Consider the following 13,072-nt stretch of genomic DNA (forward strand, 5'->3'; position numbering starts at 1 on the left):
AGGGCGACCGTCACGGTCGTCCTGGTGGCCGGCTCCAATCGGTGGCCTGGGTTGGCACGGAGGTCGGTCCCGGCCGTGCCCACGGGCCGCGCGGTGGCTGGTTTCCGGTCTGCCGTCAGCCCGTCGCTGGCCCGGTCAGGTCGAAGTCGGCGGTGACCGGGGTGTGCCTGATCCGCACGGGTTGCGCCCCGGACACCTGCTCCGCGTTGGGGAACCAGCGGCTGGGCACGTGCGCGCAGTCGCACCGCAGCAGCACCCGCTGCCCCGGCAGCAGCCGCAGCGTGTAGTCGGCGCCGACGTCGACCACCCCCGTCACGTCGCCGGTACGCGCGTGGAAGGCGATCACCTGGGAGTAGTTCGGCAACTCGTCGACAGCGATGGTGCCGCTGACCACGGTGCCCGCGACGAGCGTCTGGTTGCTGCTGACTGTCGTGCCGGACCGGACCCGTACGGTGTCGGCAGTCGTGCGGTCGGCCACCCCGCCGGACCACTGGCTGGCCAGCCCGTAACCGGTGTAGTACAACGGCCAGCGGTACGGCCCGAGACCGGTGAGGGTGTACCGGCCGTCGTCGTCGGTGATGGCGCCGTAGTCGCTGTTCTTGGGATCGGGGACCACCGGCAGGGGCATGGCGTAACCGCCGGAGACCGGCGTGCCGTCCGCCGCGCGGGTGACCCGGCCGGTGACGGTGCCCGGCGCGTCGAACCGGACCGTCGGGGCGGTGACGGTTGCGCCCGGACGCACCTTGATGATCACGCCGCGCTCCCGCTGCCCGGTGCCGCCGTGCTTGCCGACCCACTGCATGCCGTGCTGCGCGTTGTCGTAGGGCGCGGCGAGCAGGTGATAGCGGCCGGGCGGCACGTTGCTGGCGAGCACGTCGCCACCGTCGACGCCGGTGCAGCCGCCGTGCCGGCCGTCCTGCACCTCGCCGAGAAACACGACGGTGAGCAGGTCGCGGTCGACCGGCACCAGGGACACGCACCCTCGTACGGCGGTGCCGGTGGCCCGGTCACGCAGGGTGGTCCGTACCTCGCCCGGGGTGGCGGCAGTGGTCGTGGCGAATGAGGGCGCGGCGGCGGTGGCGCGCGGGACGGCGGCGGACTGTGCGAGCCCGGGGCTCGCCGTGGCGGGCAGCGGCAGGCTGACGACGAGCAGGGCGACGGTGAGTGGGACGGCATGACGTGGGGACCGCGGCATCGGCGGGATCCTCTCCACCCGGCGGACGAAACCCACTCACGGTAGCCGCTGTGACGGACCCGTCACGCGTTGTGTCGGGAGGTGGTCACGGGATCGGCCACTCGTGGACCGGCCGGTTGCTGTGCATCAGCTCCACGTAGTGCCGGACCACCTGACGCAGCGCCTCCGGGCGGTCGAGCTGATCCGTCGACTCCAGTCGGTGCAGCGTCTCCACCTGCCAGCTGGCACCGTTGCGCCCGGTCAGGCAGCGCTGTTCGATGATGCCGAGCAGCCGGTCCCGCTCGTCCGGTTCGACACCCCACCGGTCCAGACCGTGGTGGGCAAGCGGCAGCAGGCGGCGCAGCACCAGCTCGGTGACCGGCAGATAGCCCAGGCCGGGCCAGAAGACGTGCGCGTCGATGCCGTGCCGGGCGCAGGTGTTGAAGTTCTCCTCGGCGGCGCTGAACGACATCTGCGACCACAGTGGCCGGTCCGCTTCGGCGAGTGCCCGCACCAGACCGAAGTAGAACGCCCCGTTGGCGACGGTGTCGAGCACCGTCGGCCCGGCCGGCAGGACCCGGTTCTCCACCCGCAGGTGCGGTCGGCCGCGCAGGACGTCGTAGACCGGCCGGTTCCACCTGTAGATGGTGCCGTTGTGCAGCCGCAACTCGGCAAGGGTCGGTACCCCGCCGGCAGCGAGCGTCTCGGACGGGTCCTCCGGATCACAGACCGGCAGCAGCGCCGGGAAGAAGCGCACGTTCTCCTCGAACAGGTCGAAAACCGAGGTGATCCAGCGCTCGCCGAACCACACCCGAGGGCGTACGCCCTGGGTCTTGATCTCCTCGGAGCGGGTGTCGGTGGCCTGCTGGAACAGCGGGATCCGGGTCTCGCGCCACAGCTCCCGGCCGAAGAACAGCGGCGAGTTCGCGCCGAGCGCCACCTGGATCCCGGCGATGGCCTGCGCGGCGTTCCAGTAGTCGGCGAACCGGCCGGGACCGACCTGGAGGTGGAACTGGGTGCTGGTGCACGCCGCCTCCGGCGTGATCGTGTCGGCGGTGACCGCCAGCCGTTCCACCCCGTTGATGGCGATCCGCAGATCCTCCCCCCGGGCCGCGAAGATCTGCTCGTTGAGCAGCGCGTAGCGGGGATTCGGCGACAGGGTGGCGGCGGTCAGGTGCTCCGGCAGCACGGTCGGCAGGATGCCGATCATCACCAGTTGCGCGCCGACCGTGCGGGCCTGCTTGTCGGCCGCGTTCAGACTGGCCCGCACATGCTTCTCGAACTCGGCGGTGCCGGTGCCTGCCAACCGCCGGGGCGCGACATTGATCTCGACGTTGAACTGGCCGAGCTCGGTCTGGAAACTCGGATCGGCCACCGCGCGCAGCACGTCGGTGTTACGCATCGCCGGCATCGAGTCGTCGTCGACCAGGTTGAGCTCGATCTCCAACCCGGTCATCGGCCGGTCGACGTCGAACCGGGACTCGCGCAGCATCTCGGCGAAGACGTCGAGACAGCGGCGCACCTTGTCCCGGTAGCGAGCTCGATCCTGGCGGCTGAAGGTCTGTACGCCGACTTCCTCGCCCATTGGTCACCACCCTGTCACCGCTGGTACCCCTAACGTCGCACGTCCATGCCACCTGCGGAAGTCGGGACCTGTCGAGTTGTCCGTAGCATGGCCGTCGTGCGTGACAAGGTGACCCGACTGTTCGTGGTGGCGGCTATCGCGGAGGCGATCTCCTGGGCTGGCCTGCTGGCCGGGATGGTGGTCAAGTACGGCCCGCCCGGCAACGAACTGGGCGTGCAGGTGTTCGGCCCGATCCACGGCGCGCTCTTCGTCGCGTACGGCCTGTTGGTGCTGGCCGTGGCGCGGGTGCACAGGTGGAGCCTGCTGGCCACCGGCGTGGCGCTGGCCTGTGCGGTGCCGCCGTTCGCCACAGTCGTCTTCGAGCGCTGGGCGCGTCGCCGGGGCATGCTCGACGTCAGCGAGCCCGCCCCGGAGCCCGCTCCCGTCGGCTGACACCGCGCTGTCGGCGCCGCCGGCGCTCGGATGACGGCCTCAGCTCACCGCCGTGCAGGCGGCCACCGTGGCCAGCACCAGCACGCCCAGTACCGCCTGAAGGAGCAGCGGGGGCCCCAGGTGCGACCACATCGTGGCGGTACGCGGCCGGAGCAACTGCCCGGTGGTGAGGTTGACGATCCGCTCGATCTTCGGTGCCAGGTCGGGATCGCCCTGGTCGCGCAGGGTGAGCTGGACGTGGTCGGCCGGATGCAGGGCGCTCTGCGGCAGGTGCCCGTGCAGCTCCACCTCGTACAGCCGGCCGTCGGCGTCCCGCAGGCGAACCGGGGTGACCAGATACTCGGGGCCCTTCTTCAGCTCCTTGAAGCTGCGCCGGCCCGTCCCGGAACCGGCCGAGAGCAGGGCTCGCACCAGCCGGGCGAGCAGACCGGCCACCCCGGCCGCGGCCAGCACCACCACCAGCACCGGCTGTCCCACCCGTACCTCCCGGGGGTAGCCGTCCAACAGGCGCACGATCTGCGCGGTGAGGATCCGCCCGGTGGGGTGCAGGCTGCGCCGGGAATACGATGTCGTGTCCATCCCACCACCCAGAGTCCGCTTACGCCTACAGATCGTATCGATCCTCGGGGTTGAACGACGTGAATGAAAACCGGTCACGCGGCTGCCGGCAGGTGACAAGCACGGCGACGCGGGTAAGCGGTGGGCCGAGCTGGAAAGGGGTCGAGCATGCAGCTGTCCTTCCTGCGCCCGCTGTACCAGCGTCCGGGCCCGTGGTGCTCGGTTTACCTGGACGCCTCCCTGGACACCGAGGACGCGCACGCGGCGCTCGATCTGCGCTGGCGCGGCCTGCAACGGCAACTGGCCGAGCAGGGGGCGGACGAGCCGACGCTCGCCGCCATCGACCGGGTCGTCCGGGGTCACGACCCGATGCCCGGCGACTACGGGCTGGCCGTGTTCGGCACCCGGGGAGAGGTGGTGCTCTCCGAGTACCTGTCCGCCCCGCCACGTCGGGACCTGGCCGCGTACGACCCGTTGCCGCACGTGATGCCGCTGCTGGCCCAACGCGGTGAGCAGGTGGCGTGGGTCCGGGTGCTGGCCGACCGCACCGGTGCCGACGCGATGTCGGTGAGCGCCGGTGGCGTGCCGCGCCGGGCGCACGTGTCGGGCCGGGAGAACTTCCAGCTGCGCCGGGTCAAGCCCGGCGGCTGGTCCCAGTCGCGCTACCAGCGGGCCGCGATGGAGGCGTGGCATCACAACGCCGGTGACGTCACCGCCGCGACTGTGGAACTGGCCGAGCGGGTGGGTGCGGAGGTGGTGGTGGTGGCCGGTGACGTCCGCGCCACCGGCATGATCGCCGCCCAGATGCCGGATCGCTGGCAGGACATGGTGGTGCGTACCGACGCCGGTTCCCGGGCCGGCGGCGCCGACCAGACCCTGCTGGACGACCTGACCGTGCAGACCATCGCCGAGGTGGCCGACCAGCGGGTGAACGCGGCGCTGGACCGCTTCGGCACGCAGGAGGACGTCGGTGTCGGGCTTGACGCCGTGGTGGCCGCGTTGCAGCGCAACCAGGTCGACACGATGCTCATCGTCGACGACCCGTCGGCCGACGGCCACCTCTGGATCGGCCCGGCGGCCACCGACATCGCCACCGAGCCGGGCCAGTTGGCCACGATCGCCGAACCGGAGCGGGTGCGGGCCGACGCGGCGCTGGTGCGTGCCCTGGTGGGCACCGACGCCGAGTTGACGGTGCTGGGGCCGGACGAGGCGCCGCAGCTGGTGGACGGGGTGGGCGCGGTGCTGCGCTACGTCGACCCGGTCACCCCGGGACGGGGCGGTGCCTGACCCGAGCGTCGCTGACGCGGTAGTCACCCGGCTGTCGGCCTGGCGCGTCCCGCGGGTCTTCGGCCATCCGCAGGAGACGGTCGGGGCACTCGTCGAGGCGCTCGACGCCACGGGTGCCGACCCGGAGTTCGTGCCCACCCGCGACGTCGGAAGCGCCGTGGTCATGGCGGCCGGTCACGCCCGGTTCACCGGTGGGCCGGGTGTCTGCCTGGCGGCCGGCGGCGTGGCCGCCGCCGGCCTGCTCGCCGGGCTCGACGCGGCCCGGTGCGCCGGCCTACCGGTACTGGCCGTCGTCGCCGATCCGGGTCCGATCGGGTCCGGCGTTACCGGGGTCGTCCAGCGGCAGCTCGGCGAGGTGTGCCACCACCTCCGGCACGTCGCCGGACCGGAGTGGGTGCCGGAGCTGGTGGACGAAGCGCTGCGCGCCGCGTCACGCGGTGGCGGCCCGGTCGGTCTGGTGCTGCCGTACCGACCAAATGACGACGGGGCACGGGACGCCTCGCCGGTTGCCGGGCTCGACGTCCGGCTGGTACTCGACGAGCTGTCCACCCGGCTGCCCTCGAACGGCACGGTGATCGTCGACGGCACCCTGCCGACGGCCGGCACCGGACCCGCGCCGGGGGCGCCCGACGTCGTCGGGGGTCCGGTCGGGCAGCTCGGCAGCGGCATCGTCGGGGGTCCGGTCGGGCAGCCCGGCGGCGCGTTGCCGTACGCCGTCGCCGTGAAGCTGGCCGCCCCCGACCGGCCGGTGGTCGCCCTGGTCGCCGACGACGGGATGCGCGCGCACGGGCTGGCCGAGCTGGTCACCATCGCCCGGCGGCAACCGGCGTGGCCCGATCCGCGCCTGGTGGTGCTGGTGTGCAACACCCGGTCCGGTCATCCCCGGCACCTGGCTACGGCCCGGCCGATCACCGACGACGTCCCCTACGCCGGCTGGGCCCGGTTGCTCGGCCTGCACGGGGTGCGCGTCGACCGGCCGGAGCTGGTCGGCGCGGCCTGGGACGAGGCGCTGAACGCCGACCGGCCGTGCCTGCTCGAGGTGATGACTGACGCGCTGGCCCACGGCTCGTGGAACCGGCTCACCGGCCCGACGGTCGAGGTGTCCGCGCAACCCCCCGTCCCGGCCCCTCACCCCACCTGACCTCGCATCCCCCGACACGTCGGGGGATGCGACAACATCGGCGATGTTGCTGCATCAGGCGACGGCGAGACAGCACCATCCCCGATGTCGCTGGCCGGCGATGGCGCACCGGCGATGGCGGGTGGTCGGTGTTGGGGGGAAGGGGCAAGATCCGCTGATTGATGCCGCTCGGTGGGGGGATGCCCTGTTTAACCCGCATCGTGGCGGGAAGCCGGGCCGCGTGGTGAGCGATCGAGGCAAGGTGGAGCCGGGGCGCACGGTGCGTCCGGGACTCACGGCAGCCGGGGCCGGGATGGCCGGCGACCGCGTCGTCGCCGCTGGCAGCACCGCTCGGACCCTGGTCGCGGCAATCGCCCGGGCGCTGCGTGGCAGCGACTGCGCCGACCTCGGGCACGCCGGGCCGGTGTCCCGTTTCGCCGGTACGCCCGACCCGGTGCGGCGGGCCGCGGCGATCCGCTCCGCCGGCCGGATCGCCCTCACCGCCGGGCAGGCCGCCGAGGTCGACGCGGGGCGGGTGGCCCGGTGGTTCGTCGACCAGTATCCGCGTCAGCGGTATCCCGGCGTGCTGCTGGGCTCCCCGCACGGCGGCGTCGCGCACCTGGCGGTGGCGCTGGGCATGCCCTGGCTGCCGGCCGGGTTCGAGATGATCGCCCACTGGCCGCAGGGCGCGGTGGACCGCCCGAGCGCCGCCCTGGACCACGGTGCGGCGCTCGCCGGACGGCTGCTCGCCGGCAACCCCGACCTGCATCTGCGGCAGGTGCACTGTCCGGCCAGCCGGGGTGCGCTGGCCGGGGCGACCGTGGCGCTTACCGGCCGCTGGCAGGCGCTGCCGGCGGCGTACCGCAGCTTCCTGGCCGAACGGCTGGCGCCCGGCGCGCCGGTGCTGGTGCTGCGGGACACCCGGACCTGGCCGGTGGTCGACGCCGCCGACGGGCACAGCTTCCAGCTCGGCTGCCCGGCCAGTGGCCTGAACCCGGTGGACTTCCATCCCGACAGCCACGCGCTGCGGCAGGTGCTGCGCTCGGCGGGCGGGGACAGTGCCCACTGGGATCCGCCGGAGATCTCCGCGCCGCCCGCCGCCGCCGAGCACGGGGTGGAGTCCGGTTTCGACGACTGTGTGCGGGACTGGACCGTCCGGCACGGTCATCCCGTGCACCGCATCCTGGTACCCGCGCCGGAGGCGCTCAGCGCGGCCACCGCCGACATGTACCGGCGCTGGCTGCGGGCCGCCGGCAAGACCGGTGACCGCCTGGTGGTCGAGTGCGGCCGGCTGCTCGACCCCTGGCAGGTGCTCCGGGCCGGGCTGGTGCCGTACTGGTGCGAGAACGCCACCCGGCGCAGTGTCGAGCAGGTGGAGTGGTGGCTGGCCGGCAGCGAGTCGTTCACCTCGGTCGACGTGCTGCCGGAGCCGCCGGGCGTACGGTCACCGGCGCTTGCCGGTCTGCCGCAGTGGCTGGCGGTCGCCGGTTTCGGCCGGCGGCGGCGGGCCCTGGACCGCGCCTCGGCACGCGGTTACCCGGTCACCTCGGTACCCACCCGACGGGCCACCGAGGTGCTCCGCGCCCAGCCGTACGACCTGCCCAGGCCGGTGCCGCTCGCGACCTCGGAGGCACTGGCCGCGCTGCGCGACGGCGGCGGCCACCACGGCCTGCTGATCTGTTGAGACCGGGCTGACGAAACATCCTCGCGAACCCGCGATCCCGTGATTGAGTACCTACGGAGCGGGAACACCGCCGGCTGCGACAGGCTGATCACCTTGCGTGGCGCGGCGCCGTCGCCCGCTGACATCCCAGTCACGTAACCCAGTCACAGGCCCGTGCGTGCCTACGCGCGTGCCCGGTGTCGGTGAATCCGGGCGGGGTCCTTCCCGAGGGAGGCGCGGATGTTCGGACAGACCACCACAACCACACCACCACCCACCGATCGGGGGTTGGAAGATCTCGACGCCGCGGCGCTGGCGTACGCGGCGCGGATCGAGGGGCTTCCGCCGGAGCGTCGCCACGAGGCCCGCGACGACCTGGTCCGGTTCGCGTTGCCGTTCGCGGGCCGGCTGGCCCGCCGCTACCGGGGGCGAGGGGAACCGCTTGAGGATCTGGAGCAGGTGGCCCGTCTGGGGTTGGTCAACGCGGTCGACCGGTACGACCCGGAACGGGGCTCGTTCACCGCGTACGCGGCAATCACCATCGTGGGTGAGATCAAGCGGCATTTCCGGGATCGCACCTGGGGTGTGCACGTGCCCCGCCGGCTGCGGGACCTGATCCTGGAGGTCGGACAGGCGACGGCGGCGCTGACGAGTGAGCTGTCCCGGGCGCCAACGGTGGCCGAGTTGTCGAAGCGGCTGGAGACGCCGGAGGAGGAGATCCTCGCCGCGCTGGAATCGGCGGCCGGCTACAGCCCGGCGTCACTGAACGCGCCGGTCGGCGGGGAGAGTTCGGCGGAGTTCGGCGACCTGGTCGGTGAGTCGGACATCGCGCTGGAGTCGGTCGACGACCGGGTGACGGTCAGCGGCCTGCTGCACCGGCTGCCCTGGCGGGAGCGGCGGATCCTGGCCATGCGGTTCTACGGCAACCAGACCCAGGCGGAGATCGCGGCCCGGTTCGGCATCTCCCAGATGCACGTGTCCCGGCTGCTGTCGAGGGCGCTGACCTGGCTGCGCCAGGCGATGCTCGCCGACGCGCCGCCACCCTGGCAGAACGGTCCCGCCGAGTCCGAGGCGGCCAGCCAGACGCGGGCCACGGCGACGGCACGAAGCCGCTGAGCGGGTACCACGGGAAACGTCGGCGAGGGCGGCACCGACAGGTGCCGCCCTCACCCGTACGCGTCGATCAGTTCTCCGGAGTGTCTCCGTGCCCACGCGGATGCCGCCACCGGTCGTTGGGCTGCGCGTCGCGCTGCGCACCCAGCGGGTTGTCCTCCGGCTCGTCGGTCTCCTCGAAGCTGGGCCGGCGTACCTCCTCCGGCTCCGGCACCTCGACCGGCCGGGCACCCGACTGCGGCGCCGGCTGGTACGCGACGGCCTCCCGCGCGCCGCGCGCTCCCTCGGCGCTCGGCGATTCCGGCCTGTGCACCTCGCGGTGTATCTCGTCGCGGAACTCCTGCGGTGGCCGGGTGGTCCGCTGCGGAAGGTCGCGGCCCAGGTCGGAGACGAGTTCGCCGTACTTGGCGTCGAACGCGGGGCGCTCCGAGCGGATCCGGGGCATCCGGTCGAAGTTGCGCAGCGGCGGTGGGCAGGTGGTGGCCCACTCCAGCGAGTTGCCGAAGCCCCAGGGGTCGTCCACTGTCACCTCGGCGCCGTAGCGCCAGGACTTCCAGGCGTTCCAGATGAAGAACAGGGTGGACGCGCCCAGTACGAACGAGAAGACGCTGGAGATCGTGTTCAGTGTGGTGAAACCGTCGGTGGGCAGGTAGTCGGCGTACCGGCGGGGCATGCCCTCGTTGCCGAGCCAGTGGTGCACCAGGAAGGTGCCGTGGAAGCCGATGAACATGGTCCAGAAGTGCAGCTTGCCCAGCCGCTCGTCGAGCAGCCGCCCGGTCATCTTCGGCCACCAGAAGTAGAAGCCGGCGAAGAGCGCGAAGACCACGGTGCCGAAGACCACGTAGTGGAAGTGGGCCACCACGAAGTAGCTGTCGTGGGTGTGCCAGTCGGCCGGCGGGCTGGCCAGCAGCACGCCGGTGAGCCCGCCGAGCAGGAAGGTCACCAGGAAGCCGATGGCGAACAGCATCGGCGTCTCGAAGGTGAGCTGCCCCTTCCACATGGTGCCGATCCAGTTGAAGAACTTCACCCCGGTGGGCACCGCGATCAGGTAGCTGAGGATGCTGAAGAACGGCAGCAGCACCTGGCCGGTGGCGAACATGTGGTGCGCCCAGACCGCCATCGACAGCACGGTGATCGCGATGGTGGCCAGCACCAGCCCGGTGTAGCCGAAGATCGGTTTGCGGGAGAAGACCGGGATGACCTCGGTGATGATGCCGAAGAACGGCAGCGCGATGATGTAGACCTCGGGGTGGCCGAAGAACCAGAACAGGTGCTGCCAGAGCATCGGTCCACCGGTGTCGGGGTTGAACACCTGGGCGTCGAGCAGCCGGTCGGCGCTCAGCGCCAGCAGCGCGGCGGCCAGCAGCGGGAAGACCAGAATCACCAGCACGCTCGTGAAGAGCATGTTCCAGGTGAAGATCGGCATCCGGAACATGGTCATGCCCGGCGCCCGCAGGGTCAGGATCGTGGTGATCAGGTTGACCGCGCCGAGGATGGTGCCCAGACCGGAGACCACCAACCCGATCACCCACATGTTCGCGCCGACCCCCGGGGAGTGCTCGACGGTGCTCAACGGGGTGTACGCGGTCCAGCCGAAGTCAGCCGAGCCGCCCGGGGTCAGGAACCCGCCGACCACCATCAGCCCACCGAACAGGTAGAGCCAGTAGGCGAGCGCGTTGAGTCGGGGGAACGACACGTCCGGGGCGCCGATCTGGATCGGCACGATGTAGTTGGCGAAGCCGAACGCGGCAGGGGTGGCGAACAGCAGCAGCATCACCGCTCCGTGCGAGGTGAAGAGCTGGTTGTACTGCTCCGGGGCGAGGAACTGCAGACCCGGCCGAGCCAGTTCGGCCCGGATCACCATGGCCTCGATCCCGGCCAGCACGAAGAAACCGAAGGACGTCAGCAGGTAGAGCAGGCCGATCTGCTTGTGGTCGGTGGTGGCCAGGAATCTGACCAGCTTGCCGCCCGGCAGCGGCCTGCGCAGCGGTCCGGGATAGCCGCCGAACCGGGCCGGGGCGAGAATCGCCGGCCCTCGGTCCTGTCCGGGTTCGGTGGTTACCCGCTTGGGCATGAGCGCTCACCCCGCTGACGACGGATAAGGACGGGCGTGGCTACCCGCCCCGTCGACCATGTAACCAGGCGACAGCGGTAATTTCGGTCAATTCGCCGGTAGTGTGGCCCAGACGGCCTTTCCGTCGCCGGCCGGGGCGCTACCCCAGCGGTCGGCCAGCTCGCGTACGAGCAACAGCCCTCGACCGCCCTCGTCGCGCTGCCCGGACTCGCCGGGCAGAACCGCCGCGCTGCTGCCGTCGACCACGGCCAGGTGCAGCCAGGGGCGCCGCAGGGTCACCGTGACCTGCATCGGGGTGCCCGCGTGCCGGACCACGTTGCCGACCAGCTCGCTGAGCACCACCGAGGCCGGACCGACCGCCTCGGGGAGGTTCCACCTGGCGCACGCGTCGGCCACCAGCTCCCGGGCCCGCCGGCAGGCCGCCGCCACCGGGTCCAGGCGCAGCCGCAGCCGGGTCACGGCCGTCGCGTCGGCCACCCGGCTCGCCTCGTCGCAGTTGTCCCGCACCGGCACCACCCGACAGGCCGTCGTCTCGGCCAGGCAGACGGCGGCGTCCGGGCGCGGCGCGCACAGCACCAGCGGCACCACCGGCCAACCCGCGGCGCGGCGCGCCGCCGCGGCGAAGACGGACACCGCCAGGTGCTCCCGCACGGCCAGCCCGGACAGGTCGACCACGAGCGCGTCGGGCTGCCGGGCCAGGCAGGCCTCCAGGTGCGCGTACGCCTGGCGCATCGAGGTCATGTCGAGGGTGCCGGCGAGGCGGACGACGGTGACGTGTGCTCCGTCGTCTACCTGGCAGGTGATCCGGCTCGCCATCTCCACCCTCGTCTCGGCGGTGTCGCAGAGCCTGGCAGGTACCCGGCCCCCCACCGCATGAAACGCCACGTGGGGCCGGACACGTCAGGCCGCGACCCGGCGCCGGGGCAGTTGGTGTCGCAGCTCCGCCAGCGGTGGCCGCTCCTCCACGGCGACGTCGCTGACCACGATCTCCCGGTCCAGGTTCGGCAGCGCCTCGGAGCCGCCCCGGCGGAACTGGGTCAGCAGCGCGGTGGGCAGTACCTCCGGGTTGGCCCAGCCCCGGCGCTGCAACCGCGACCAGGCGGTGAGCATGATCTGGGCGGACATCCGGCCCAGCGCCGCGGTGTCCTGGTGCCGGTGCTTGCGCTCGCCGAGGTCGACCTGGGCCAGCGCGTCCAGCCCGACGAGTTCGAGCAGGTCGATGAGCATGGCGGTCTCGACGCCGTAGCCGGAGACGAACGGCACCCGCGCCAGCACCTCCCGGCGGCCGGCGTACTCACCGGCGAGCGGCTGCACGAATCCGGCCAGTTCCGGCCAGAACAGGTTCAGCATCGGCCGAGCCATCAGCTCCGTCACCCGGCCGCCACCGTCGGCCTCCACGCCGCTGGTGCTGACCAGGGGCCGGTGGTAGAAGCCCTTGACGAAGTCGACAGACGGGTCGGTCAGCAGCGGGCCGAGCAGCCCGGTGACGAAGTGTGGCCGGAACTCGCGCAGGTCGGCGTCGACGAAGGCGACCACGTCTCCCTCCGCCGCGGCCAGGCCGGCCCACAGCGCGTCGCCCTTGCCGGTCAGCCGGGGCAGCCCCCGGGTCATCGCGTCCTGGCTGACCACCTCGGCGCCGGCGGACCGGGCCACCGCTGCGGTGCGGTCGGTGGACCGGGAGTCGACCACGATCAGCTCGTCAACAAGTGACACCCGGTCCATCAGGTGCTCGCGGATGGTCGAGACGATCGCCCCGACGGTGGCCTCCTCGTTGCGTGCCGGCAGCACCACGCTGACCCGGCTGTCGCCCTTGGCCCGCAGCAGTCGTCGGGTCGGCCAGTCGGCCGCCGAGGTGGTCCGATAGGTGGCCCAGGCCTCCACCACCGGCGAGACCAGAGATTCGTTGTCGTGCACAGGCACCCCCTCGTCGGCGGGAAGACCGGGAGATGGATTTCCCAGCACCCCGCACGCTAACCGGACCGGTACCCCAGCTTGATCAGCGCTGTGCTCCCGCCACGTTCCCAGCTGATGAACCTTTGATTGCGCCCGCAGCCATCCCGGTCTTT

11 protein-coding genes are annotated in these 13,072 nt (G+C 72.1%); 5 read left to right on the top strand and 6 right to left on the bottom strand.

Features of this window, described 5'->3' with window-relative positions; genetic code table 11:
* Positions 1–115: 115 nt before the first annotated feature.
* Together Van01_RS13770 and Van01_RS13775 are read right to left on the bottom strand one after the other, a co-directional pair.
* On the bottom strand, positions 116–1,195 hold the full coding sequence (locus Van01_RS13770; protein ID WP_204006732.1) for a hypothetical protein: 1,080 nt from the start codon (positions 1,193–1,195) through the stop codon (positions 116–118).
* A gap of 85 nt (positions 1,196–1,280) precedes the next feature.
* Positions 1,281–2,759: a glutamate-cysteine ligase family protein gene (locus Van01_RS13775; RefSeq protein ID WP_204006733.1), complete on the bottom strand. Its 1,479-nt coding sequence runs from the start codon at positions 2,757–2,759 to the stop codon at positions 1,281–1,283.
* A gap of 87 nt (positions 2,760–2,846) precedes the next feature.
* Between Van01_RS13775 and Van01_RS13780 the strand changes: the two genes are divergently transcribed.
* Complete coding sequence (locus tag Van01_RS13780; protein WP_204006735.1) at positions 2,847–3,191, top strand: DUF3817 domain-containing protein; 345 nt, start codon at positions 2,847–2,849, stop codon at positions 3,189–3,191.
* Between the two features lie 39 nt (positions 3,192–3,230).
* Here the strand turns inward: Van01_RS13780 and Van01_RS13785 are convergent, their stop codons facing one another.
* Positions 3,231–3,770 (bottom strand): hypothetical protein, encoded by a 540-nt coding sequence (locus Van01_RS13785; protein WP_204006738.1) that lies wholly within the window; start codon positions 3,768–3,770, stop codon positions 3,231–3,233.
* A gap of 147 nt (positions 3,771–3,917) precedes the next feature.
* Between Van01_RS13785 and Van01_RS13790 the strand changes: the two genes are divergently transcribed.
* The 4 genes from Van01_RS13790 (at position 3,918) to Van01_RS13805 (ending at position 8,935) form a co-directional block, all read left to right on the top strand.
* The gene (locus Van01_RS13790) at positions 3,918–5,036 is read left to right on the top strand and encodes a baeRF2 domain-containing protein (protein WP_204006739.1); all 1,119 of its coding nucleotides are present in this window, start codon (positions 3,918–3,920) and stop codon (positions 5,034–5,036) included.
* Positions 5,029–6,177 carry a thiamine pyrophosphate-binding protein gene (locus tag Van01_RS13795; protein ID WP_204006741.1) on the top strand — a complete coding sequence of 383 codons (1,149 nt, stop codon included), beginning with the start codon at positions 5,029–5,031 and terminating at the stop codon, positions 6,175–6,177. The genes Van01_RS13790 and Van01_RS13795 overlap by 8 nt, the downstream gene beginning before the upstream one ends.
* 292 nt (positions 6,178–6,469) lie before the next feature.
* Positions 6,470–7,840 (top strand): hypothetical protein, encoded by a 1,371-nt coding sequence (locus Van01_RS13800; RefSeq protein ID WP_204006775.1) that lies wholly within the window; start codon positions 6,470–6,472, stop codon positions 7,838–7,840.
* A gap of 219 nt (positions 7,841–8,059) precedes the next feature.
* Entirely contained in the window at positions 8,060–8,935 is an 876-nt protein-coding gene (locus tag Van01_RS13805; protein ID WP_204006744.1) for a SigB/SigF/SigG family RNA polymerase sigma factor, read from the top strand.
* Between the two features lie 67 nt (positions 8,936–9,002).
* Here Van01_RS13805 and ctaD read toward each other — a convergent pair whose 3' ends face one another.
* The 3 genes from ctaD to Van01_RS13820 form a co-directional block, all read right to left on the bottom strand.
* Positions 9,003–11,006 (bottom strand): aa3-type cytochrome oxidase subunit I, encoded by a 2,004-nt coding sequence (gene ctaD / locus Van01_RS13810; RefSeq protein ID WP_204006746.1) that lies wholly within the window; start codon positions 11,004–11,006, stop codon positions 9,003–9,005.
* Positions 11,007–11,093: 87 nt separating this feature from the next.
* Positions 11,094–11,822, bottom strand: coding sequence for an ATP-binding protein (locus Van01_RS13815; protein WP_204006748.1), 729 nt, complete (start codon positions 11,820–11,822; stop codon positions 11,094–11,096).
* Positions 11,823–11,906: 84 nt separating this feature from the next.
* Positions 11,907–12,887, bottom strand: a complete 981-nt coding sequence (locus Van01_RS13820) for a glucosyl-3-phosphoglycerate synthase (protein ID WP_239093815.1) — start codon at positions 12,885–12,887, stop codon at positions 11,907–11,909.
* Positions 12,888–13,072 lie beyond the last annotated feature (185 nt).

Origin of the sequence: Micromonospora andamanensis (genome assembly GCF_016863495.1) — a bacterium.
Taxonomy (GTDB): domain Bacteria; phylum Actinomycetota; class Actinomycetes; order Mycobacteriales; family Micromonosporaceae; genus Micromonospora; species Micromonospora andamanensis.